General features: G+C 60.7%; 19 protein-coding genes and 1 pseudogene. 12 read left to right on the plus strand and 8 right to left on the minus strand.

From position 1 onward, the window contains the following. Positions 1 to 110: 110 nt before the first annotated feature. The 7 genes from KGB24_RS21595 to rfbB are packed head-to-tail and all read right to left on the minus strand — an operon-like array spanning position 111 to position 7,196. Positions 111 to 566: a thioesterase domain-containing protein gene (locus KGB24_RS21595; RefSeq protein ID WP_008040115.1), complete on the minus strand. Its 456-nt coding sequence runs from the start codon at positions 564 to 566 to the stop codon at positions 111 to 113. Between the two features lie 31 nt (positions 567 to 597). Further along, positions 598 to 1,992, minus strand: a complete 1,395-nt coding sequence (locus KGB24_RS21600; RefSeq protein ID WP_223416022.1) for a sigma-54-dependent transcriptional regulator — start codon at positions 1,990 to 1,992, stop codon at positions 598 to 600. Continuing rightward, positions 1,989 to 3,797 carry an ATP-binding protein gene (locus KGB24_RS21605; RefSeq protein WP_032828580.1) on the minus strand — a complete coding sequence of 603 codons (1,809 nt, stop codon included), beginning with the start codon at positions 3,795 to 3,797 and terminating at the stop codon, positions 1,989 to 1,991. Before KGB24_RS21605 ends, KGB24_RS21600 begins: the two co-directional genes overlap by 4 nt. Positions 3,798 to 3,833: 36 nt before the next feature. Beyond that, positions 3,834 to 4,703 carry a dTDP-4-dehydrorhamnose reductase gene (gene rfbD, locus KGB24_RS21610; protein WP_008025030.1) on the minus strand — a complete coding sequence of 290 codons (870 nt, stop codon included), beginning with the start codon at positions 4,701 to 4,703 and terminating at the stop codon, positions 3,834 to 3,836. After that, positions 4,700 to 5,245 (minus strand): dTDP-4-dehydrorhamnose 3,5-epimerase, encoded by a 546-nt coding sequence (gene rfbC / locus KGB24_RS21615; protein WP_223416021.1) that lies wholly within the window; start codon positions 5,243 to 5,245, stop codon positions 4,700 to 4,702. The genes rfbD and rfbC overlap by 4 nt, the downstream gene beginning before the upstream one ends. Then, positions 5,242 to 6,117, minus strand: a complete 876-nt coding sequence (rfbA, locus tag KGB24_RS21620; RefSeq protein WP_008025026.1) for a glucose-1-phosphate thymidylyltransferase RfbA — start codon at positions 6,115 to 6,117, stop codon at positions 5,242 to 5,244. Before rfbA ends, rfbC begins: the two co-directional genes overlap by 4 nt. Beyond that, the gene (rfbB, locus tag KGB24_RS21625) at positions 6,114 to 7,196 is read right to left on the minus strand and encodes a dTDP-glucose 4,6-dehydratase (RefSeq protein WP_223416020.1); all 1,083 of its coding nucleotides are present in this window, start codon (positions 7,194 to 7,196) and stop codon (positions 6,114 to 6,116) included. Before rfbB ends, rfbA begins: the two co-directional genes overlap by 4 nt. Before the next feature lie 177 nt (positions 7,197 to 7,373). Here rfbB and KGB24_RS21630 point away from each other — a divergent pair, with 177 nt between their 5' ends. The 4 genes from KGB24_RS21630 to KGB24_RS21645 all read left to right on the plus strand — a co-directional run bounded on the left by KGB24_RS21630 (position 7,374) and on the right by KGB24_RS21645 (position 13,025). Continuing rightward, the gene (locus KGB24_RS21630; protein ID WP_223416019.1) at positions 7,374 to 10,286 is read left to right on the plus strand and encodes an aminotransferase; all 2,913 of its coding nucleotides are present in this window, start codon (positions 7,374 to 7,376) and stop codon (positions 10,284 to 10,286) included. Positions 10,287 to 10,574: 288 nt separating this feature from the next. Continuing rightward, entirely contained in the window at positions 10,575 to 11,453 is an 879-nt protein-coding gene (gene aguB, locus KGB24_RS21635; protein ID WP_223416018.1) for an N-carbamoylputrescine amidase, read from the plus strand. 4 nt (positions 11,454 to 11,457) lie between these two features. Beyond that, positions 11,458 to 12,564, plus strand: coding sequence for an agmatine deiminase (gene aguA / locus KGB24_RS21640; RefSeq protein WP_008040106.1), 1,107 nt, complete (start codon positions 11,458 to 11,460; stop codon positions 12,562 to 12,564). A gap of 245 nt (positions 12,565 to 12,809) precedes the next feature. Further along, positions 12,810 to 13,025 carry a hypothetical protein gene (locus tag KGB24_RS21645; RefSeq protein ID WP_008025019.1) on the plus strand — a complete coding sequence of 72 codons (216 nt, stop codon included), beginning with the start codon at positions 12,810 to 12,812 and terminating at the stop codon, positions 13,023 to 13,025. Positions 13,026 to 13,235: 210 nt separating this feature from the next. Here the strand turns inward: KGB24_RS21645 and KGB24_RS21650 are convergent, their stop codons facing one another. After that, positions 13,236 to 15,329: a TonB-dependent receptor gene (locus KGB24_RS21650; RefSeq protein WP_223416017.1), complete on the minus strand. Its 2,094-nt coding sequence runs from the start codon at positions 15,327 to 15,329 to the stop codon at positions 13,236 to 13,238. A 258-nt stretch (positions 15,330 to 15,587) separates the two neighbouring features. On the opposite strand from KGB24_RS21650, the gene KGB24_RS21655 reads away from it, so the two are divergent. From KGB24_RS21655 to KGB24_RS21690, 8 genes and pseudogenes are all read left to right on the plus strand, one after another. Next, positions 15,588 to 16,259, plus strand: coding sequence for a DsbA family protein (locus tag KGB24_RS21655; protein ID WP_223416016.1), 672 nt, complete (start codon positions 15,588 to 15,590; stop codon positions 16,257 to 16,259). Positions 16,260 to 16,277: 18 nt separating this feature from the next. After that, complete coding sequence (locus KGB24_RS21660; RefSeq protein ID WP_223416015.1) at positions 16,278 to 16,673, plus strand: nuclear transport factor 2 family protein; 396 nt, start codon at positions 16,278 to 16,280, stop codon at positions 16,671 to 16,673. 240 nt (positions 16,674 to 16,913) lie between these two features. Next, positions 16,914 to 18,200, plus strand: coding sequence for an OprD family porin (locus KGB24_RS21665; protein WP_008025011.1), 1,287 nt, complete (start codon positions 16,914 to 16,916; stop codon positions 18,198 to 18,200). Between the two features lie 282 nt (positions 18,201 to 18,482). After that, positions 18,483 to 18,611 (plus strand): annotated as a pseudogene (locus KGB24_RS21670) (type II toxin-antitoxin system mRNA interferase toxin, RelE/StbE family); the annotation flags it as partial. 252 nt (positions 18,612 to 18,863) lie between these two features. Beyond that, positions 18,864 to 19,877, plus strand: coding sequence for a 2-keto-3-deoxygluconate permease (locus KGB24_RS21675; RefSeq protein WP_223416014.1), 1,014 nt, complete (start codon positions 18,864 to 18,866; stop codon positions 19,875 to 19,877). Continuing rightward, a complete protein-coding gene (locus KGB24_RS21680) occupies positions 19,874 to 21,154 on the plus strand; it encodes a four-carbon acid sugar kinase family protein (RefSeq protein ID WP_223416013.1) in 1,281 nt (426 codons plus the stop codon). Before KGB24_RS21675 ends, KGB24_RS21680 begins: the two co-directional genes overlap by 4 nt. A gap of 5 nt (positions 21,155 to 21,159) precedes the next feature. Beyond that, entirely contained in the window at positions 21,160 to 22,161 is a 1,002-nt protein-coding gene (pdxA, locus tag KGB24_RS21685) for a 4-hydroxythreonine-4-phosphate dehydrogenase PdxA (protein WP_192227011.1), read from the plus strand. A 55-nt stretch (positions 22,162 to 22,216) separates the two neighbouring features. Further along, positions 22,217 to 22,990, plus strand: a complete 774-nt coding sequence (locus KGB24_RS21690) for a DeoR/GlpR family DNA-binding transcription regulator (RefSeq protein WP_223416012.1) — start codon at positions 22,217 to 22,219, stop codon at positions 22,988 to 22,990. Positions 22,991 to 23,038 lie beyond the last annotated feature (48 nt).

Raw genomic sequence — 23,038 nt, forward strand, 5'->3', positions numbered from 1 at the left:
CGGCGATAGCGGTGTGTCAGGCGCACCGTGTTGCCTGGATCGCCGGCAAGCCGGCTCCTACAAAGATGGATCGTCCCACGCGGAGTGTGGGAACGATCAGCCGCTGAGATTTACCGGTGCAGGACGTACTGCCCGGCAAACCTCACGGCGTCTTCATCGCTATCGGCATTCACAATCCGCGAATGCAACGTCAACCGCGCTCTTCCATAGCGCTGATACATCGCCAGAAACTTCTTCCACACCGCCGCACTCGGTGCCTGGCAAATCGCGGTCGCGTCCATGGTCACCGGCAGCGGATAGCTGATTTGCCCTTCGTGAATCACGATGTGCCCGTCTTCAATCCCTTCTTCACGCAAACGCAAATGCAGCCACCCCCAACCCGCCAGCACCGCGCCGCAGTACAGGCTGCCGCCGAACATGGTGCTTTTGTGATTGACGTTGGCTTCCAGCGGCAAGTGCAGGCGCAGTTGCTGGTCGTGCCAGTCGAGCACTTTGATACCCATGGCCTGCGTCAGGGGGATATCGCGGTGGAGGACTGATTCCAGGTGACGACTGTCGCGGCTCATGCAGGGCCCCTTGTTTGAAGTGATGACGGATTCAATCGAGTTCGTCGGTGTGGCTGTTGGCGCCGCTGTCGGCGAAGTTGAGGCCGTGCTTGCGCAGTTTGTCGTGCAAGGTTTTGCGCGGAATGCCGAGGGCTTCGGCGAGGCTGCGCACCGAGCTGTGAGAGCGTGCCAGTTCGGCGGCAATCAGCGATTTCTCGAAGTTTTCCACCTGCTCGCTCAAGCCGCCGCTGACCGCTTCAACCGTTGGGCCCGCCGTGCCATCCGGCGCGTTGTTGTCCAGCGCCAGTTCCAGGCCCAGGGCGAAACGTTCGGCGGCGTTTTGCAGTTCCCGCACGTTGCCCGGCCAGGTGTGACGCAGCAGCAGCGCCCGTTGCCCCGGTTGCAGTTCGTGGGGCGGCAAGCCATGGCGAGCACTGGCTTCATCGGCAAAGTGCTGGAACAGCATCAGCGCATCTTCACCGCGTTCGCGCAGCGGCGGAATGCGCAGCGGGGCGACGTTCAGGCGGTAATACAAGTCGGCGCGGAAGCGGCCCTGATCAGCGGCCTGGCGCAGGTCTTCCTTGGTCGCGGCGATGATGCGGATGTCCAGCGGGATCAACTGATTGCCGCCCAGACGCTCGACTACACGTTCTTGCAGCAAGCGCAGCAGTTTCACCTGCACGTCCAGGCTCATGCTTTCGATTTCATCGAGGAAAACCGTGCCGCCGCTGGCGAATTCGAATTTGCCGATACGGCGCTTCTGCGCACCGGTAAACGCGCCCGGCTCGTGACCGAACAACTCGCTTTCCACCACGGATTCGGCCAGAGCCCCGGCGTTGATCGCCACGAACGGGCCGTTACGCCGGTTCGATAAATCGTGCAGCGCTCGCGCCACGACTTCTTTGCCGGCGCCGGTTTCGCCGAGGATCAGCACGTCGGCCTTGGTCGCCGCCAGTGCGCCGATCTGCTCGCGCAGACGCAGCATTGGTGCCGATTGCCCGACCAGTCTTGTGCTCAGTTCATTGCGGTCGCTGAGGGCCAGACGCAAGCTGCGGTTGTCCAGCACCAGTCGGCGCAGGGCCAACGCGCGGCGCACGCTGTCGAGCAAGGCGTCGCTGGCGAACGGTTTTTCCAGAAAGTCATAAGCCCCGGCACGCATGGCTTGCACCGCCAGCGGCACGTCGCCGTGACCGGTGATCAGCAGCACCGGCAGTTCCGGGTCCTGGGCGTGCAGTTCGGTCAGCAGTTCGAGACCGTCCATGCCGGGCATGCGGATATCGCTGACCACCACGCCCGGCCAGTCGCGTTCCAGTTGCCCGGCCAGGCCCTTGGCTTCGGCCAGCGGCAGGATTTTCAGGCCGGCCAGATCCAGCGTCTGGCTCAGGGCCTGGCGCAGATGGGGATCATCGTCGATCAGCACGACCTGGATGCGGTTGTCGATGGTCATGCACTTCGGTCCTCGGACGGTTGCAGGCTCACGCCCGGTGCGCCTGCGCGCAGTTTCAGGGTAATCAGGGCGCCGCCTTCCTTGTGGTTGGCGAACGACAGTTCACCGCCGAAGGCGCGCATCAGGGTTTCGCAAATCGCCAGCCCCAGACCGAGCCCCTGCGTGCGGGTCTTGGTGGTGTAGAAGGGCTCGCTGGCGCGGCCAAGGGCCTCCATGCAAAAGCCGGGGCCGTTGTCGCGAATGTACAGAATGACGCCGTCGGCGGTGGATTGGGCACTCAACCAGAGTTTACGCGGCGGGCCCTTTTCCGTCAGCGCGTCCAGTGCGTTGGCCAACAGATTGCCGAGCACCTGGCGCAGACGGGTTTCCCCGGCCTCGACCCACAGCGTGGCGGCGGGCAAATCGCGGATCAGCTCGACTTCCATGCTCCGTCGACGCTTGGCCAACAGCGCCAGCGCGTCGTCGAGCGCCGGTTGCAGCGCGACGCTTTCCGGCGCGTGACGATCACGCCGGGCAAAGGCGCGCAGGTGCGCGATGATCGAAGCCATGCGCCCGGTCAGTTCGCTGATCAGTTTGAGGTTGCCGCGCGCATCGTCGGTACGCTGATGATCGAGCAGCACTTCGGCGTTTTCCGCGTAGCTGCGAATGGCGGCCAGCGGTTGATTCAGTTCATGGCTGATGCTTGCCGACATGGTCCCGAGCGCCGACAACTTGCCGGCCTGCACCAGGTCATCCTGGGCGCGTACCAGTTCCTGCTGGGCGTGTTCGCGCTCCAGCACTTCCTGTTTCAGTCGGCGGTTCAGGCCTTCGAGGTCGCTGGTTCGTTCAGCGACCCGGCCTTCCAGTTCACGCCGGGCCTTGGCTTCGAAGGCGATCCGTTCAAGGTAGTGACGGCGCCGTTGCATCATCAGGCCGAGCAGCAGCATCAACACCAACAGCGTCGCGCCGCCGATGGCGACCACCGTGCGCACCGGGCGATCGATCAAGGTGCGCGGTGCAAGAATGCTGACGCTCCAGCCGGTTTCGTCTATCTGCCGGGTCTGGGTCAGCCAGGCGTCAGGATTGAGATTCAACGGCTTCGGGTCGCGGGTCGGATAGGGTTGAATCGCAGTGATTGCCTCGCGCTCGCCCTCGCCCAGTGGCCGGGTCGAGCGGAATCGCCACTCTGGCCGCGAGGTGAGGATGACCACGCCGTTGTGGTCGGTGACCAGCAGTTGTTCCGGGGTTTTACCCCAAAGGCTTTCGGTGTGGTCCAGGTCGACCTTGACCACCAGCACGCCGAGGATTTTTTCGCCGTCACGCACGGCCGCCGCAAAGAAGTAACCGCGTTTGGCCGAGGTGGTGCCCAGCCCGAAAAACCGCCCGAGACGCCCGGCCATGGCTTCGCTGAAGTACGGGCGAAACGAAAAATTCCGGCCGACGAAGCTGTCGTGTTTGTCCCAGTTGGACGCCGCAAGGGTCTTGCCGGTGGTGTCCATCAGGTACATGACTTCGGCACCGGTCTGCGCGCTGATGTTTTTCAGCAGGCGGTTGGCATTGCCTTGGGTCACACCGTCGTCGGGGGCCCCGAGCGTGGCGCGCAGGGCCGGCAGGTCGCCGAGGATCTGCGGCAGCACTTCATAGCGATGCAGGGTGCCCAGCAGGTTGGCGACGTACAGGTCGAGGGTCTGCCGATTCTGCCCGGCCAGTTCGCTGCGGTAATAACGCTCGGCCAGATGCTCCAGCGGCCAGAGCAACGGCGCCAGGCACAGCGCCAGCAGGGCGAGGCTACGCCAACGGGGTCTGCGGGGGAGGGTCGGAGTCATGAGCATCAGGCGCCTGAGGGTACAGGCGCATTATGCCTAGGCTTGCCCGGCAAGACACTCGCGCAGCGCGGTTTGCCAGTCTGGCTGACTGACGCCCCATTCGCGGAGCAGCCGACTGCAATCGAGGCGCGAGTTCAACGGTCGGGCGGCAGGCGTCGGGTAATCGCTGGAAGGGATGGGCAACAGGTGCGCGCAAGGCTTGCCCTGTTTGCGCAGCGCTTCGCCGATGGCCTGGGCGAAACCGAACCATGAGGTTTCACCCTGAGCAGTCAGGTGATAAGTGCCCCAGGCGCCCTGCTCACCAGCCTGCCAGCGCTCGATCAGGGCGAGGGTGCTGTTGGCGATCGTGCCGGCCCAAGTGGGCGCGCCGATCTGGTCGGCAACGATGCGCAACTCGGGTTTTTCTTGCAGCAGACGCTGCATAGTCAGCAGGAAATTGTGGCCGAGGGCCGAGTAAACCCAGCTGGTCCGCAGAATCAGATGCTTGCCCCCCACCGCCGTGATGGCTTGTTCGCCGGCCAGTTTGCTCTGGCCATAAACGCCCAGAGGGTGAGGCGCATCGTCCTCGTTGTAAGGCTCGCCCTTGCTGCCGTCGAACACGTAATCGGTGGAGTAATGAATCAACGGGATGCCCAGCGCCAGTGCTTCTTCGGCCAGTATGCCCGGCGCCTGCGCGTTGACGGCGAAGGCGGGTCCCGGCTCGCTTTCAGCCTTGTCGACCGCTGTAAAAGCCGCCGCGTTGATGATCAGATCGGGACGAACGTGCCTGACCTGCTGACGAATTTGCTCCGGTTGACTCAGATCGAGCTGATCGCGACCTGGAACGACCAACTCGCCGAGAACACCCAGGCGCTTCTGCACTTCACTTGAAACCTGTCCATGTTGACCGCTGATAAGAATTCTCATGGAAACAGATCGATCTCTTGCAAGGTTTTTCCCAGTTTGTCTTTGGCCGAAAGCTGGGGTGCTTCGTCCAGTTGCCAATCGATGGCCAGCGTCGGATCGTCCCAGCGGATGCAACGCTCAGCGGACGGGTTGTAATAGTCCGTGGTCTTGTAGAGAAACTCGGCGACGTCGCTGAGCACCACAAACCCGTGGGCGAAGCCTTCCGGTACCCACAGTTGGCGACGATTTTCTGCGGACAAGCGCACCGCCACCCACTGGCCGAAATTCGCCGAATCACGACGTACATCGACGGCGACATCCAGCACTTCACCGACGGTCACTCGCACCAGTTTCCCCTGGATGTTTTCCAGTTGGTAGTGCAGGCCGCGCAGCACGCCTTTCTGCGAGCGGGAATGGTTGTCCTGCACGAATTGCCGGTCCAGTCCTGTTGCCTCTCTGAACGCCCTGGCGTTGAAGCTCTCGTAGAAAAAGCCACGCTCATCCCCGAAGACTTGGGGTTCGAGGATCAGTACTTCGGGCAGATCGGTTTCAATCACTTTCACTTTTCTACCCCGGCCAGCGTGTAGAGGTACTGGCCATAACCGGTCTTGCCGAAATAACGGGCGCGCTCCAGTAAAAGCTCACGGCTGATCCAGCCATTGTCGTAAGCAATTTCTTCGAGGCAGGCCACTTTGAGCCCTTGGCGGCGCTCGATGGTTTGCACGTACTGAGAAGCATCGAGCAAGCTGTCGTGGGTGCCGGTATCCAGCCAGGCGAACCCGCGGCCGAAGCGCTCGACCTGCAGATCGCCGCGTTTGAGGTAGGCATTGTTGACGTCGGTGATCTCCAGCTCGCCGCGAGGCGAAGGCTTGATCGTTTTGGCAATCTCGATCACATCGTTGTCGTAGAAATACAGACCGGTCACGGCATAGCTGGATTTCGGTTTCTCCGGTTTTTCTTCGATCGACAGGGCGCAGCCTTCGCTGTCGAAATCAATCACGCCGAAGCGCTCCGGGTCTTTGACCCAATAGCCGAACACAGTGGCGCCGGAGGGACGTTTCGAGGCGTTCTTCAACTGGTCGCCAAAGTGCTGGCCATGGAAAATGTTGTCGCCGAGGATCAGGCACACCGGGTCATCGCCAATGAACTCTTCACCGATCAGAAAGGCCTGTGCCAGGCCATCCGGCGAAGGCTGCTCGGCGTAGCTGAAGTTCACGCCGAACTGACTGCCGTTCCCCAACAGGTTGCGATATTGCGGCAGATCCTGTGGTGTGGAAATCAACAGAATGTCTTTGATGCCGGCCAGCATCAGTACCGAGATCGGGTAGTAGATCATCGGTTTGTCATAGACCGGCAACAACTGTTTGGAGACGCCGAGCGTGATCGGGTGCAGACGCGTGCCCGTGCCGCCGGCCAAAACAATTCCTTTCATCATGCGAGTAACTCCTTGATGTCGATGGCGCCCAGGCGTTCACCTTGATAGCTGCCGTCCTGAACGCGACGGCACCACTCCAGATTATCCAGATACCACTGAACGGTTTTGCGCAGGCCGGTTTCGAACGTTTCTTCGGGCGTCCAGCCGAGCTCGCGTTCGATCTTGCTCGCGTCGATCGCGTAACGCAGATCGTGGCCGGGACGGTCATGGACAAAGGTGATCAGGTCGGTAAATTTCGCGACGTGTGCAGGTTTGTTCGGGGCCAGTTCTTCGAGCAGCGCGCAGATGCTGCGCACCACGTCGATGTTCTTCTGCTCGTTGTGACCGCCGATGTTGTAGGTCTCGCCAACGACGCCTTCGGTGACCACTTTGAGCAACGCCCGGGCGTGATCTTCGACGAACAGCCAGTCGCGCACTTGCAAGCCATCGCCATACACCGGCAGCGGCTTGCCGGCCAAGGCGTTGAGAATTACCAGCGGGATCAGTTTTTCGGGGAAGTGGAACGGCCCGTAATTGTTCGAACAGTTGGTCAGCAGCACCGGCAGGCCGTAGGTACGCTGCCAGGCGCGGACCAGATGGTCGGAGGCCGCCTTGCTGGCGGAGTACGGCGAGCTGGGCGCGTACGGCGTCGTTTCAGTGAACAGATCGTCGACGCCGTGCAGGTCGCCATAGACCTCATCGGTGGAGATGTGATGGAAGCGGAAGGCGTTTTTTTCAGGCGTAGCCAGCGTGTGCCAGTAGGCGCGGGCAGCCTCCAGCAGGCTGTAGGTGCCGACGATGTTGGTCTGAATGAAATCCGATGGACCATCGATTGAGCGGTCGACATGGGATTCCGCCGCCAGGTGCATGATCGCATGAGGCTGGAAACGTGCCAGGACCGCGCTCACGGCCTCCTGATCGACGATATCGGCCTGCACGAACTCGTAGCGCGTGTCGGTGGCGATGCTGGTCAGCGATTCGAGATTGCCGGCGTAGGTCAGTTTGTCGAGGTTGAGCACTTCGTGCTCGGTGGACCGAATCAGGTGGCGAATCAGGGCAGAGCCAATGAAACCGGCACCGCCGGTGATAAGTATGCGCATGTTGACCAGCCTTTTTTCGAAAGACGATGTAGCGAGTGATCATAGCTTGTCGGCAGCATAGTAGAGGTGCAAGAGGGCAGTGACTGCTATTTAAGGTTTGCCGCGTCAACAGGGGGGTTGATTATCGACCGATGCAGTGGCGATATAAGCGCCTAATAACATTTCAGGGGTTGTTGTATGCCGCTCGCCACGTTGATTCATCGCGCCAGTTTGCCCAGCCCGCAAGTGTCTGCGGAGCAAGCGCTTGAGCTGCTCGAGGGGCATTACGGGCTGAGCGCAAAGCTGCAGGCGCTCGGCAGCCAGCAGGACCTCAACTTCCGCGTTGACAGTCAGCATGGGCGTTTCGTCCTGAAAATCTGCCGGGGCGACTATTCGGTGCTGGAGCTGCAAGCCCAGCATGCCGGGCTCAAGCATCTGGCCGAGCACTCCAGTGTGCCGGTGCCGCGAGTGATTGCCGCGCAAAGCGGCGCCGATTTGCTGTCACTGGATATCGGCGGGCAAGCGGTGCACGTACGCCTGCTCGAATACATCGAGGGCCAGTCGCTTACGCATCTCGATCATCTGCCCGGATCCGTGGTGGCCGGTTTCGGCCGGCTCTGCGGCGAAATGGACCTGGCGCTGGCCGCTTTCGATCATGCGGGCCTTGAGCGCACCCTTCAGTGGGACGCCCGCCACGCGAATGCGTTGATCGCGCATTTGCTGCCGGTGATTGCAGATGACCGACAGCGCGCGTTGATCGCCGAAGTGGCCGAACAGGCCGAGCGGCATTTGCAGCCGCTGGTGGACAAGTTGCCGGTACAGGCCATTCACATGGACATCACCGATGACAACGCGGTCTGGCAGCGCGATGCGCAACGCCAGTGGCAATTGCAGGGCGTGATCGATTTCGGCGATCTGGTCCGCACGTGGCGCATTACCGACTTGTCGGTGACCTGTGCGGCGCTGCTGCACCATGCCGGTGGCGATCCGTTCTACATTTTGCCGGCGATTCAGGCCTATCACGCGGTCAATCCGCTGCAACACGAAGAGCTGCTGGCGCTGTGGCCATTGATCGTCGCGCGGGCGGCGGTGCTGGTGCTCAGCGGCGAGCAGCAGGTCAGCATCGACCCGGGTAATGCCTACAGTCGCGACAACCTGACCCATGAGTGGGAAATTTTCCGCGTGGCCACGTCGGTGCCGTTGGCGTTGATGGAAGCGGCGATCCTCACCTCGGTGGGTCACAGCCTGCCGGACATCGGCAGCGAAGGCTTCGCACCGCTGCTGCCGAGCCTGGTCGGGCGTGAATTTGCCTTGATCGATCTGGGCGTATTGAGCCCGCATTTCGAGGCCGGTAACTGGGAGCAGGAGGGGATCGATCAGCGTCTGTTGAGCGAAGCGGCTGCGGCCCACGGCTTGGCAGCGAGCCGTTACGGACAATACCGTTTGTCCCGCACCCGTCCGGACAGTGCGTCGGAGCCAGACACCTGCCCGTTGCATGTCGAGTTGCGGGTGCCTCATGGCACTGCGGTCGAATCACCGTTTGCCGGGGTTGTTCATCAACCGGCGCCGGGTGTGCTGCAACTGGACGGCCCGCAGTTGAGCGTGCGGTTGTGGGGCGTGACACCGTCGCTGCACACCGGTGCAGCACTGGTCAAAGGCCAGGTGTTGGGTTCGGTCAGCGGCTCGTTGCGGGTGCAGTTATGCCGAGGCACGGCGCTCGATGCGCCGTTGTTTTGCACACCTTCGCGCGCGGCGGCCTGGCAAGCGTTGTGCCCGTCACCGGCGGCGTTGCTGGGGCTGGCGTGCGATGCCGAGGCAGAGCTTGATTCACAGACCTTGCTGGCGCGCCGCGACGCCAGTTTCGCCCGAACGCAGAAGCACTATTACGTCGACCCGCCGCGCATCGAGCGCGGCTGGCGCAATCACTTGATCGACATGCAGGGCCGCTCCTACCTCGACATGCTCAACAACGTCGCGGTGCTTGGCCACGGTCATCCGCGCATGGCCGCGGTCGCCAGTCGTCAATGGTCGCTGCTCAACACCAACTCGCGGTTCAACTACGCAGCGGTTGCCGAGTTTTCCGAGCGCTTGCTGAAACTGTCGCCGGAGGGCATGGACCGGGTGTTCCTGGTCAACAGCGGCAGCGAGGCCAACGACCTGGCGATCCGTCTGGCGTGGGCCTACAGCGGCGGTCGCGACATCATCAGCGTGCTGGAGGCGTATCACGGCTGGACCGTGGGTGCGGACGCGGTCTCGACCTCGATCGCCGACAACCCCAAGGCCTTGAGCAGCCGTCCCGACTGGGTGCACCCGGTGACCGCACCGAACACCTATCGCGGCGAATTCCGTGGCCCGGACAGTGCGCCGGATTATGTGCGCAGCGTCGAACACAACCTGGCGAAAATCGCTGAGCAGCAACGCCCGCTGGCCGGTTTCATCTGCGAACCGGTGTATGGCAATGCCGGTGGTATTTCGCTGCCGCCGGGTTACCTGAAACAGGTCTATGCAATGGTCCGTGCGCAGGGCGGCGTGTGCATCGCCGACGAAGTGCAGGTGGGTTACGGCCGCATGGGCCATTTCTTCTGGGGCTTCGAAGAACAGGGCGTGGTGCCGGACATCATCACCATGGCCAAAGGCATGGGTAACGGCCAACCGCTGGGCGCGGTGATCACCCGTCGGGAAATCGCCGAAGCGCTGGAGGCCGAGGGCTACTTCTTCTCGTCGGCGGGGGGTAGCCCGGTCAGTTGCCAGATCGGCATGGCCGTTCTGGATGTGATGGAAGAGGAAAAACTCTGGGAAAACGCCCAGGTCGTGGGCGGGTACTTCAAGGAGCGTCTTGAGGCGCTGATCGACAGTCATCCGCTGGTGGGCGCGGTGCACGGTTCCGGTTTTTATCTGGGCGTCGAGTTGATCCGCAACCGCGAGACCCTGGAACCGGCGACCGAGGAGACGACGGCGTTGTGTGACCGGTTGCGGGAGCTGGGGATTTTCATGCAGCCGACCGGTGATTACCTGAACGTCCTCAAGATCAAACCGCCGATGGTTACGTCGCGCCAGAGTGTGGATTTCTTTGTCGACATGCTGGCGAAGGTGCTTGACGAAAACCTGTAGGAGCCGGCTTGCCGGCGATAGCGGCAGGTCAGTCGACGTAAATGTTGAATGATAAGACGCCATCGCTGGCAAGCCAGCTCCTACAGGAGGCGGGGGTGATTAAGTTCGATTGTTATCTGGTTTAAGTGCTGTTGTTTTCGACAAATGGAAGATTAATCGCTTTTAAAGCCGATTTTTATCGGCTATAAAGTCGCCATTGCCGCGGCGTGTCTCATCACGCCCGGCGCTTCCCTTTCTGTCATCGGTCGATGCCAAACTCGACCCACAGCACTTGCCCGGAGATGATTCATGAGCCGTATCGTTACCGTCGCCGCCACCCAGATGGCCTGTTCCTGGGACCTTGAAGCCAACCTCGAAACCGCTGAAAGGCTGGTCCGTGAGGCTGCAGCCAAAGGCGCGCAGATCATCCTGATCCAGGAACTGTTCGAGGCACCGTACTTCTGCCAGAAGCCGAACCCGGATTACCTGCAACTGGCCACGACGGTTGAAGACAACGTCGCCATCAAGCATTTCCAGAAAATCGCCAAAGAACTGCAAGTGGTGCTGCCGATCAGCTTCTACGAACTGGCCGGCCGCGCGCGTTTCAACAGCATCGCGATCATCGATGCCGACGGCTCCAACCTCGGGAATTATCGTAAAAGCCACATCCCGGACGGCCCTGGCTATCACGAAAAGTATTACTTCAACCCGGGCGATACCGGCTTCAAAGTCTGGAACACCCGCTACGCGAAAATCGGCGTGGGCATCTGCTGGGATCAGTGGTTCCCGGAGTGCGCACGCAGCATGGCGTTGCTGGGTGCGGAAATTCTGTTCTACCCGACCGCCATCGGCAGCGAGCCGCACGACAAGACCATTTCGTCCCGTGACCATTGGCAGCGTGTGCAACAGGGCCATGCCGGTGCCAACCTGATGCCGCTGATCGCCAGTAATCGCATCGGCAATGAGGAGCAGGACGGGTACGACATTACCTTCTACGGCTCGTCGTTCATCGCCAACCAGTTCGGCGAGAAGGTTCAGGAACTCGATAAAACCGAAGAAGGCGTATTGGTTCATCGCTTCGACCTCGACGAACTGGAGCACATTCGCAGCGCGTGGGGCTCGTTCCGTGATCGCCGCCCGAACCTATACAATGCGCTCAAAACCCTCGACGGTTCCCTGGAGTCCTGACCGCATGACCACTTTAAACAGCACCCCGCGCGCCGACGGCTTCTACATGCCCGCCGAGTGGGCGGCGCAAACCCAAACCTGGATGATCTGGCCCGAGCGTCCAGACAACTGGCGCCTTGGCGGCAAACCGGCGCAAGCCGCACACGTGGCGGTGGCCAAGGCCATTGCGCGTTTCGAACCGGTGACCGTGGCGGTGTCCGCCGGCCAATACGAAAACGCCCGGGCGCGTCTCGACGTGCCGAATATTCGTGTGGTCGAGATGTCCAGCGACGACGCCTGGGTCCGCGACACCGGCCCGACATTCGTCATCAATAACAGCGGTGAAGTCCGCGGCGTGAACTGGGATTTCAACTCCTGGGGCGGCTTTGACGGTGGGTTGTATTCGCCTTGGAACCGCGACTCGCAGGTCGGCGGCAAGATCCTCGAGATCGAACGCAGCCCGCGTTATCGCACCGAGGGTTTTGTGCTCGAGGGCGGTTCGATTCATGTGGATGGCGAAGGCACGCTGATCACCACTGAAGAATGCCTGCTCAACCGCAATCGCAACCCGCACATGAACCGTGCGGAAATTGAAGCGATGCTCAGCGCGAATCTGGCTGTGGATAAAATCATCTGGCTACCGGACGGTTTGTTCAACGACGAAACCGACGGCCATGTGGATAACTTCTGCTGCTACGTGCGACCGGGCGAAGTATTGCTGGCCTGGACCGACGATCCGCAAGACCCGAATTACCCGCGCTGCCAGGCGGCGATGAAAGTGCTGGAAAGCAGCACCGACGCCAAGGGTCGCCCATTCACGGTGCACAAGATGCCGATTCCCGGGCCGCTGTATGCGACCGAAGAAGAGTGCGCTGGTGTCGACCCGGTGGACGGCACCCAGGAACGCAATCCGACCGTTCGTCTGGCCGGTTCCTACGTGAACTTTCTCATCGTCAACGGCGGCATCATCGCGCCAAGTTTCGACGACCCACTGGATGGTCCGGCCAAAGAGATTTTGCAGAGCCTGTTCCCGCAACACGAAGTGGTTATGGTGCCGGGCCGCGAACTGTTACTGGGAGGCGGTAACATCCACTGCCTTACCCAACAACAGCCCGCGCCACACAAGGAGTGAGTGGGGTTGTAACAGCTTGAGTTGATTGCTAAATCGCTCAGGCAAACGTTTTCCCCGTACGCCTCGCAGAAAGCCCGCAGCCCGTCAGGACTACGGGCTTTTTTTGTATCCGCTTGTCGACCATCCAGACACATTGGCACAGCTCTTGTATCTCTCCTGGTGTAGACAGGGAGGGGGAGGACTTCGATGTTCTGTCATAAACCTTGGATAAGTTAGCCGCTCACAAACCAGGAGAGAGCGCGGAAATGAACGCCGAAATGAATGTGGTGGGCGAGCGGGCATTGCATCCCCTGGCAGTAAAGAACAGCGATTCGCTCCAGATTCTGGCGCACTGGTTGAAGTCCAATGGAACGCGTCAGATCAGGGAACCTGATCCGCGCCGGATGATGATCGAGCGTTACCCCGCTGGTTTATTCAGCGAAGCGGAACTGGAAGCGTTGTGGGATGTGATGGAAGGATAAGAAGAAAAACAACGGATTGATAAAAGCGCTGCCGGGAGGGCGGCGCTTTTTTATGCCTGCAGGTTTTTCCGGTATTTACACAAATCCCTGTAGGAGCTGGCTTGCCAGCGATGGCGGTTTTTCATCCAGCATTAATGTTGAATGTTATGGCCTCATCGCTGGCAAGCCAGCTCCTACAGGGAGGTAGTGTGAAGTCTGGATCTTTGGTGTTTAGAAGCTGTAAGTCCCGGTCACCACCACGCTGCGTGGTTCACCCGGTTGAATCTGCGCCGCGCTGGTGGCCGACGAGTAATAGGTTTTATCGCTGATGTTGTTCAGCGCCGCGCGCAAATCCCAATCCTTCTGACGGAACCCGGCCAACGCATCCCAGCGGCCATAACCCGGTAGCACGGTGGTGTTGAGGTTGTCGGCGTAGCGCTGGCCCACCAGGGTCAAACCGGTTTCGGCGTACCAGCCCATTTCCGGTTTCCAGGTCAGGAACAGGCTGCCGTTGTGCTTGGCCACGTTGCTGATGCGCTTGCCTTCAAAGCCGTTGTTGTCCTTCTCGACCGTCGCGTCCTGCACGCCCACGCCACCGCGCACGTACCAGTTGCCGACAATCTTGCCGGTGCCGGTCAGCTCGATCCCGCGGGAACGTTGCTTACCGGAAAGCAAGGTAATGGTCGGGTTGAGCGGATCGCTGGTGCGACGGTTGTAGAGTTCCAGTTCGTAGACCGCCAGCGTGGTGCTCAGGCGATCGTCGAGCCAGTCGCTCTTCACGCCGATTTCCTTCTGCTTGGTCAGCTCGGGGCTCAGGTCGTTGGTGTTGCCGGCAGCGCCAGGCGTGATGCCGATCAAGCCACCGCCCACCGGGGAAAAGGTCTTGGTCCATGACGCATAGAAGGAATGATTCTGCAGCGGCGTCCAGACCAGTCCTACACGTGGGCTGGTGCTGTGGCTGTCGCGGTCCTCGGAAATGCCCCGCAGGTTGTTGGTCGATTCGATGTCGAAGGTGTCATAGCGCAGACCGCCCAACAGTTGCCATTCATCGTTCAGGCGCAGTTGGTCCTGCACGTACACCGCACGGCTTTCGACTTCAGTGTGGTTGTCGCTGGACACCTGCATGCGTCCGGTGTGACGCAAATTGCGATTAGGGCTGTTCAGGTTCAGCGCCGGAACGGGCCGACTGCCGGGGCCGGTCGTGGCGGCGGTGTACAGGATCGGGTCGCGGCGCTGGCTGCCGATCTCGATGCCGGTCAGCAATCGATGCTCAAGGCCAAAGGTATCGAAACCACCCTCCAGCTCAACGTTGTTAAACACGTTGCGCGTATTCAGGTCCTGCTGCCAGTGCTGGCGCGTGACCGAGTTGGTCGCCGGGGTGTAGCCGACCAGGTAGGTGTTGTCGAAATCGCTGTTGAGCTTGAACACACCCAAGGTCTGACGCAGCTGCCAGTTCTCGTTGATGTCATAGCTGAGTTTCGAGCGCAGGGATTGCGACTTGTCATCGATGAAATCGTTATCGCTGCCGTAGGTCGTATCCCGTCCGACATCTGCCGGGCGTCCGTTGACACCGGGAATTCCGCGATCCGGCGTACGGTTGTAGCGGCTGTATTCGTACTGCACCAACCAGTTGAGGTCGGGTGTCAGTTGCCAGCTCATCGACGGCGCGAACAACTGGCGATTGCCGCTGACGCCATCGCGGAAACTGTTCTGATCCATGTTGCCCATGTTCAGACGCAGGCTGATGTTCTCGCTGGGGTCAGTGCTCAGGTCCGCGTAAAGGCTGCGCAGATCGTTGCTGCCGCCCTGGGCTTCGATGGTCGAACGGCGGCCGAACTCCGGCAACTTGCTGACCCGGTTGACGATCCCGCCCTGACTGCCACGGCCGTACAACACCGCCGCCGGCCCCTTGAGGACTTCGATGCGCTCGATGTTGTGCAGGTCGCGCACGTACTGGCTGTCGTCCCGAATACCGTCCAGGTAAAAGTCGTTGCTGGCGTCGAAACCGCGAATGCGCAAGCTGTCGAAACGGGTGTCGGCGCCGCTGCTGACGTTGGGCATTCCGCTCAGCGCCGTGCCCAGATCGTTGGTCCCGTAATCGACGACGTTCGAGGTTTTTATCGAGTCGATGGCTTGTGGCACGTAGCGTACCGGCGTGGCCGTGCGGGTCGCTGTGCTGGTTTCTTTCACACGTGGATCGTCGGCCTCTGCTTCGGCGCTGATCGAAGTTGCCGGCAGGGTTGTAGGCGCGGCGTAGGAAAAACCGGCAGATAGCAAGGCAGAGAGCCCAAGACTGAAGGGCGTAAGACGAAATGGGGCAGGCATTAAGGACGCATCCGTAGGATTTTGGGTAGTATCGTGAAGGGTGCGAATGGTAATGCTTGCTATTTACTTTCGTGAATTATTCCTGAGAAGTTCCTTTGTTTGATTGTTTCAATTTGTGTCGTAGTTGTTACAGGAAGGATTTGCAGCATTCGACCGATTCATGAAACAGACTGAAAGCCATTCCGGCGTTTTTCAGAAACTGTCGCAGGGCTAACCTGCCGGCATCGATTTTTCCTGACTTTTCGCCGGAGCCTTCCCATGATCCTTCACTACATTTACGACCCGTTGTGCGGCTGGTGCTACGGCGCAAAACCACTGGTGCAAGCCGCTCAGGCCGTTCTGCCGGTGATTGCCCATGGCGGCGGCATGATGACTGGCGCCAACCGCCAGATGGTCTCGCCACGTTTGCGTGACTACGTGATGCCCCACGACCGGCGCATCGCCGAGTACACCGGTCAGCCATTCGGCGAAGCGTATTTCGAAGGGTTGCTGCGCGATGAAACGGCGGTGTTCGACTCCGCTCCGCCGATTGCCGCCGTACTCGCGGCGCAGCAGGTCGCTGGCCGTGGACTGGAGTTGTTGGGCCGTTTGCAGAGCGCGCATTACGTGGAAGGGCGGCGTATCGCCGATGAAACCGTGTTGATCGAACTCGCTAACGACATCGGCCTGGAAGCCGAAGCCTTCCTGTCAGCGTTTGAAAACGCCGATACCGATCGCCACATCAAAGCCAGTCGCGCCTTGTTGGCCAGCGTCGGCGGCCATGGTTTCCCGACCTTCGCCCTGGAGCAGGATGGCCAGTTCACGTTGATCGACATCAGCCCATGGCTCGGCAAGCCGCAAGCCTTCGCGGCGTGGTTGAGTCAATCGCTTCCCGCAGACGCCGCGACATCCGAGTTTCAAGCCTGTGGCCTCAACGGCTGTGCCCACTGAATTCACCCGGAGCCTCTCATGGATAACCTGAGCCTGATCAAAAGCACATACGAAGGCGCCAACTCCCAGGAAAATGCGCGCAACACCGCCGCAGCCCTGGCCGATGACGCACGCTGGACCGAAGCCGCAGGCTTTCCCTACGCGGGTACCTATATTGGCTTTGACGCCATCGTCGAGAACGTCTTCAAGCGTCTGGCTACCGAATGGGAAGGTTTTCAGCTGAAGATCGAGGACTACGTCGCACAGGGAGACAAGGTGTTTGCCTACGGAAATTACAGCGGAGTCTACAAAGCCACCGGCCGGCCGATGAATGCTCGCGTGGCCCATTTGTGGACCATCGCCAATGGCAAAGTTACCCATTTCGAACAATTCGTCGACAGCCACACCGTGCAACGGGCAATCGTGGACAAGTAATTTCTTAGACGATTTTCACCTATTCACAGACGATTCATGAAATTGACACATGGTTAAGGGCGCGGATAGGATTCGCCCCAACGCCTGTGGCTAACCGCCATGACTCAAAAAAATAAAAAGGCCCGCTCCGCGATTTATCGTGGGCGGGCCTTTTTGTTTTCGGGTGAAAAAAGAGTGCGATAGCGCCGTTTCAGCCGTTCGACACAGCGCGTATCAACCCGAAATAAGGAAAAGAACAAAATGTTGAATAAGCGAATCAGCCTGATCGCTCTGGGGATGTTGAGTGCGACACAGGCCATGGCTAACGACCAGGCCGAATCCAAGGGTTTTGTTGAAGACAGCAGCCTCAAAGTGCTGCTGCGCAATGCCTACATCAATCGTGACTACAAAGACAGTCGTGAGGACAAAGCCGAGTGGGGCCAAGCGGCCATCGGCACGTTCTCGTCCGGTTTCACCCAAGGCACCGTCGGTGTGGGTGTGGATGCGTTCGGTCTGTACGCACTGCGTCTGGATGGCGGCAAGGGTCGCACCGGCGCGCAAGGCATCGACTTCTTCAAGAAGGGCGACAGCGGCAACGCGGCTGACGACCTGTCGAAGGGCGGCGCAGCGGTCAAATTCCGTCTCTCCAGCACCACGCTGACTTACGGCGACCAGATGCCGGCCCTGCCGGTGCTGAACTACGATAACGCACGCCTGCTGCCGGAAAGCTACACCGGCACGCTGATCACCTCCAAGGAGATCAAAGGCCTGGAACTGAACGCCGGTCGTTTCACCGCCGAATCGCGCAAAAGCGCGGAAGGTCGTGACAGCGGTGGCCTGAAGTCGATCAACGTATTGGGCGGTAGCTACCAGTTCACCGAGCAGTTCAAGGCGGCGGTGTACGCGTCCGACGTTGAAGACGTGTTGAAGAAGCAATACGTGAACGCCAACTACGTGTTCCCGATCGACAAGGATCAGTCCCTGACCCTCGACTTCAACGGCTACCGCACCAAGCTGGACGATTCCTACGTCCGCGAAAGCGGTGCCACCGGCGACGACAACAAGATCTGGAGCCTGGCAGCCACCTTCGCCACCGGCCCGCACTCGTTCACCGTCGCTCACCAGCGCAGCACCGGCGACAGCAACCTGGGCTACGCCTACGGCGGCTATCAGAAGGATCAAGGTCGCGTCGGTGACGGTGGCAACACCATCTACCTGGCGAACTCCTACTGGTCCGACTTCAACGCTGAAGACGAACGCAGCTGGCAGGTCGGCTACGGTCTGGACTTCAGCACCTTCGGCGTTCCGGGCCTGAGCTACAACGTGGCTTACGTGCGCGGCGACAACATCACCACTTCCACCAGCGAAGGCGGTACCGAGCGCGAAATCTTCAACCAGTTCAAATACGTCGTGCAAAGCGGCCCGGCCAAAGACCTGAGCGTGAAACTGCGCAGCTCGATCCTGCGTGTTTCGCAGAAGTCGAGTGAGTACAACGTCAGCGGCAACGAAGTCCGTGTGTTCGTCGACTACCCGATCAACATTTTCTGATGATCGGTTGCCGTATCGAGGCCTGATTAGAGGCTGAGAACGAAGAAGCCCCGACTGGTTCGGGGCTTTTTTGTGGGCGCGAATTTCCTTACGGCTTGTAATTCCGGTCAGTCGAATGCGAGCCATTGTAGGAGCGAGCTTGCTCGCGATGGACCTGAGAGCGCTGCGTTTACCCGGCAATCAAGCGATATCGTTCACGACCATCGCGAGCAAGCTCGCTCCTACAAATGTTCGATCCGCACAGAGTTACTCCATTCAAATGATAGCGGCTGACAGATCGCACTATCGGGTGATTGGACGGGTTTTCGAGAGTGCCATATAGGCGGTGATTTCTTGATGATTTATGAGGACACGCGTTCCGATCTGATCACATTTGTTGATCTCGGAAGCCATTCCGAACTCTTCAAGTAGGTTTTTAAAGATAGCCCTGACTGGTTCGGGGCTTTTTTGTGGGCGACGCGAGGCTCTAGGTCGCGGCAAGTGCGTCAGGTGCTCAACGACTACCGACGCAAAATGATCAAAACGAGCATCCGTAATGATTGATTTGCGCAATCTGTAAGGGTGGCATAAGATAATTTTGACTGAATCAATCACTCTTGTGATCGGTTCAATCAGTTTCGAGGTGAAGCACGTCTTACCCCACAATTATAAAAGGAGACCCTCGTGGCCCAATTTCCTATCAAGCGCACCATAGAACGCATTCCGGGCGGCATGATGATCGTGCCCCTGCTGATCGGTTCGCTGGTCGCCACCTTCATGCCTGATACGCCCAAGTTTTTCGGCTCCTTCACCAACGCACTGTTCACCGGGGCGTTGCCTATCCTCGCGGTGTTCTATGTGTGCATGGGCGCGAGCATCAACATCAAGGCCACGCCTTACCTGCTCAAGAAGGGCGGCACGCTGCTGATTACCAAAGTCGGCATCGCCGTGCTCATCGGTATCGTGCTCGGACACTTCCTGGGTGAGCAGCCGATTTCGTCAGGCCTGTTCGCCGGCATCTCGACGCTGGCGGTGGTCGCCGCGATGAACGACACCAACGGCGGTTTGTACATGGCGCTGATGGGGCAGTACGGTCGCTCCGAAGACGTTGGTGCCTACTCGGTCATGTCCCTGGAGTCAGGCCCGTTCCTGACCATGGTCACCCTCGGCATCGCCGGCCTGTCGGCGTTCCCGTGGCCGACGCTGGTGGGCAGCATCCTGCCGCTGGCGCTGGGCATGTTGCTGGGCAATCTCGACCGCGACATGCGCGACTTCCTGGCCAAGGCCGTTCCGGTGATGATCCCGTTTTTCGCTTTGGCGCTGGGCGCAAGTCTGGATCTGCACAACGTCTGGCAGGCCGGTTTGCTGGGGCTCGGCATGGGTGTTGCGGTGGTCGTGTTGACTGGCATTCCGCTGTTCTTCGCTGATCGTTTGACCGGTGGCACGGGCGTCGCCGGTGTCGCTGCGGCTACCACCGCCGGGAACGCCGCAGCCGTTCCTGCGCTGATCGCGGCGGCCAATCCGGTTTACGCCGAAGCGGCCAAGAGCGCGACCATATTGGTAGCCGCCTGCGTGGTGGTCACCGCGATTCTTGCGCCGATACTCACTGCCGCCGTCGCCAAGCGCGTACAAAAGCGCAACCCTGTCGTCATCTCTGAGCAGGAGATCGAACCTCAAAAGCAGGAGGCGTTGCGATGAGGATTCTGATCATTGCCGATGATCTGTCCGGCGCGGCGGATTGCGCCATCGGCTTTGCGAGTGTGGGGCTGCAAACGGTGGTCACGCTCGATCCGCTGAACGACTCGGCTGATGCTCAGGTGATCGCTGCTGATACGGACACTCGCCGTCTCTCTGCGGCGCAGGCTGCCAAGCGCACCGTCGCCGCGTTCAAGGCGCTGCATCAGCCTGGGCAGCGGTTGTACAAGAAAATCGATTCGACCCTGCGCGGTAACTGGGCGGCGGAAGTCGCTGCCCTGCAACCCTTGGCCGGCCTGGCGATCGTTGCCCCGGCATTCCCTGCTACGGGGCGCACGCTGCGCGGCGGTCGGGTCTTCGTGAACGGTCAACCGCTGGAAACCACCGACACCTGGAAGCTCGAAAACGCTGATCGCCCAGCTGATGTAGAAGCGATGCTCATCGCCGCTGGCCTGAGCACCGCGAAGCTGGATCTCGAGACCTTGCGCGGCAACGAAAATGCGCTCGCGCAGCACATCGCCGAAGTCGCCCGCAGCGGCACGCAAGCGCTGATTGTCGATGCACAAATCGAAGACGATCTGCTGACCCTCGCTCGCCTGACCGCGTCGATGGATCAGCCGCTGTTCTGGATCGGTTCGGGAGGCCTGGCGCGGGAAATCGCCAGTCTTCCGGATTTCGCCGAAACGCGGTTCACGGCCATCGAACCGACTGCGCAGGAAAAAAACCAGGCGCCGATTCTGATCCTCGTCGGCAGCCTTTCCGGCGTCTGCGAGCGGCAATGCGCGCTGCTCAAGGAGCGCGGCGGTGTCAGCGAACTGGTCGTCCCGCCTGAGGTCCTTCGCCAGGGCGTCGCCCATGAAGATTGGGCAACCTGGCAGGCGCGCATTGGCGAGCAACTCGATGGCTGGAGCGACCTGCTGCTGTGCATCGGTCGCGATGATGCGTTCGATCCGCAAGAGGGCGCACAACTTTCAAGCATGTTGGCCGTGCTGGTCGAACCGCACTTCGCCAAGGTCGGCGGCCTGATCGCCACCGGCGGCGAAACGGCGCGGGCCATATTGACCACCGTCGGCATCGACAGCCTGCAACTCATCACCGAAATCGAGGCCGGCGTTGCCTTCGCCCGCCCGACTGTTTCCCGGCAAGGCCATCGTCCCGGCATCGTGACCAAGGCCGGCGCGTTCGGCACCGATCACGCTTTGTATGCGGCATGGCAACACCTGAGCGACAGCGCCGATCGCTCCTCGCCCCAACGCACACGAATCCAAGGACTCGAATGAACACTATGAGCAACTACCTCCCTATCATCGGCATCACCATGGGCGACGCCTCGGGTGTCGGTCCGGAAATCGTGGTCAAGAGCCTGACTCACGACATCGTCTATCAACAGTGCCGGCCGCTGGTGATTGGTGATGCGCGCCGTCTCGAACAAGCCAATGTGATTGTCGGCGGCAGCGCCAAAATTCGCCGCATCAAGGACGCTTCCGAGGCACGCTACGAGACCGGCGTGATCGACTGCATCGACCTCGACCTGATCCCCGACGACCTGCCATTCGGCGAACTCTCGCCCATCGCCGGTGACGCCGCTTATCAATACATCGCCCGTGCCGTGGAGCTGGCGCAGGCCAATCAGATTGACGCGATCTGCACCGCGCCGCTGAACAAGGAAGCGCTGCACGCCGGCGGCCACAAATACCCTGGCCACACCGAAATGCTCGCGCACCTGACCAACGTCGATGAAGTTTCCATGATGCTGGTGGCACCGCAGCTGCGGGTGATTCACGTCACCACGCACATCGGCATCATCGACGCGATCCGCAAGATCGAGCCGGGCCTGGTCCAGCGCACCATCGAGCGCGGCAACGCGACGCTGATCAAGGCCGGCATCGCTCGCCCGCGCATTGGCGTGTGCGGGATCAACCCGCATGCCGGTGAAAACGGCCTGTTCGGTTATGGCGAAGAGGAAGAAAAAATCATCCCTGCGGTGAAGCTGTTGCAGGAACGCGGCCTCGACGTCACCGGCCCGCTGCCGGCCGACACCCTGTTCTTCCGCGCCGGACGCGGCGACTTCGATCTGGTGGTCGCGATGTATCACGATCAGGGCCACGGCCCGGTCAAGGTGCTCGGCCTGGAAGCAGGCGTGAACGTCACCGTCGGCCTCGACGTGATCCGCACCTCGGTCGACCACGGCACCGCGTTCGACATCGCCGGCAAAGGCATCGCCGATGAGCGCAGCCTGCTCGAAGCGCTGCGCCAGGGCGCGGAACTGGCTACGCGACGGGGATGAGCCGCAGGGGCGCTGTCGTGTAAGATCGACCACCGTCCACCGTGCGAGACCCGCCATGAAAGCCTCCGAACGCCACCGCGCCATCCTCGACCTCGTCCGCATCGGCGATGCCAACGTCGAGCAATTGAGCGCGGCCCTCGGGGTTTCGGAAGCCACGGTGCGCCGCGACCTGACCATGCTCGCCAAACAACGGCACCTGGTGCGCACCTACGGCGGCGCCACCGCCGTGGTCGGCGTGCATGAACCGGAAGCCTCCCTCGAAGAGCGCAAAACCAGCCAGTGGGAACAGAAAGACGCCATCGCCCAAGCGGCGGCGGCACATGTCCAGGACGGCGACACCGTCCTGCTCGACGGCGGCACCACCTGTGCCGCGCTGGCCCATCACCTGTGCTCGCGACAAGACGTGCACGTGGTCACCAACAACCTGCTGGCAGTGATGACCCTGGCCAATGCGCCGGGCATTCGCCTGACCCTTATCGGCGGTGACTTGCGCGGTTCGAGCATGAGCACGCTGGGGCCGTTGGCGGAGTTGACGTTAAGTCGGCTGAGCGTCGACAAAGCCTTCCTTGGTGCGGACGGCGTGGTCGCGGAGTTTGGATTGTGTGAGGCGAGTGCGCAGCAAGCGTATCTCAAGGAATGCATCATCAAACGCGCGGCGCAGATTGTGGTACTCGCCGACACAGACAAACTCGGCCGTGCGCGGCAACAGCACTGGACGCCGATTGAGCGGGAGTGGCGGTTGATTACCGGGGCCGCTGCCGATGACGCTGCGCTCGCACCGTTTCATGCCCTCAAGCAAATCACCGTCGAAACCGTGATCGTCGATTAAAACACCGACCTGTAGGAGCCGGCTTGCCGGCGATGGCGTCCTTAAACT

Origin of the sequence: Pseudomonas sp. BF-RE-25 (assembly GCF_019956105.1) — a bacterium.
GTDB lineage: Bacteria > Pseudomonadota > Gammaproteobacteria > Pseudomonadales > Pseudomonadaceae > Aquipseudomonas > Aquipseudomonas migulae.

Bases quoted from the DNA above. Each gene is read 5' to 3' on its own strand.
- KGB24_RS21595 (WP_008040115.1), bottom strand. From the start codon at position 566: ATGAGCCGCGACAGTCGTCACCTGGAATCAGTCCTCCACCGCGATATC.
- KGB24_RS21600 (WP_223416022.1), bottom strand. From the start codon at position 1,992: ATGACCATCGACAACCGCATCCAGGTCGTGCTGATCGACGATGATCCC.
- KGB24_RS21605 (WP_032828580.1), bottom strand. From the start codon at position 3,797: ATGACTCCGACCCTCCCCCGCAGACCCCGTTGGCGTAGCCTCGCCCTG.
- rfbD (WP_008025030.1), bottom strand. From the start codon at position 4,703: ATGAGAATTCTTATCAGCGGTCAACATGGACAGGTTTCAAGTGAAGTG.
- rfbA (WP_008025026.1), bottom strand. From the start codon at position 6,117: ATGATGAAAGGAATTGTTTTGGCCGGCGGCACGGGCACGCGTCTGCAC.
- rfbB (WP_223416020.1), bottom strand. From the start codon at position 7,196: ATGCGCATACTTATCACCGGCGGTGCCGGTTTCATTGGCTCTGCCCTG.
- KGB24_RS21630 (WP_223416019.1), top strand. From the start codon at position 7,374: ATGCCGCTCGCCACGTTGATTCATCGCGCCAGTTTGCCCAGCCCGCAA.
- aguB (WP_223416018.1), top strand. From the start codon at position 10,575: ATGAGCCGTATCGTTACCGTCGCCGCCACCCAGATGGCCTGTTCCTGG.
- aguA (WP_008040106.1), top strand. From the start codon at position 11,458: ATGACCACTTTAAACAGCACCCCGCGCGCCGACGGCTTCTACATGCCC.
- KGB24_RS21645 (WP_008025019.1), top strand. From the start codon at position 12,810: ATGAACGCCGAAATGAATGTGGTGGGCGAGCGGGCATTGCATCCCCTG.
- KGB24_RS21650 (WP_223416017.1), bottom strand. From the start codon at position 15,329: ATGCCTGCCCCATTTCGTCTTACGCCCTTCAGTCTTGGGCTCTCTGCC.
- KGB24_RS21655 (WP_223416016.1), top strand. From the start codon at position 15,588: ATGATCCTTCACTACATTTACGACCCGTTGTGCGGCTGGTGCTACGGC.
- KGB24_RS21660 (WP_223416015.1), top strand. From the start codon at position 16,278: ATGGATAACCTGAGCCTGATCAAAAGCACATACGAAGGCGCCAACTCC.
- KGB24_RS21665 (WP_008025011.1), top strand. From the start codon at position 16,914: ATGTTGAATAAGCGAATCAGCCTGATCGCTCTGGGGATGTTGAGTGCG.
- KGB24_RS21680 (WP_223416013.1), top strand. From the start codon at position 19,874: ATGAGGATTCTGATCATTGCCGATGATCTGTCCGGCGCGGCGGATTGC.
- pdxA (WP_192227011.1), top strand. From the start codon at position 21,160: ATGAGCAACTACCTCCCTATCATCGGCATCACCATGGGCGACGCCTCG.
- KGB24_RS21690 (WP_223416012.1), top strand. From the start codon at position 22,217: ATGAAAGCCTCCGAACGCCACCGCGCCATCCTCGACCTCGTCCGCATC.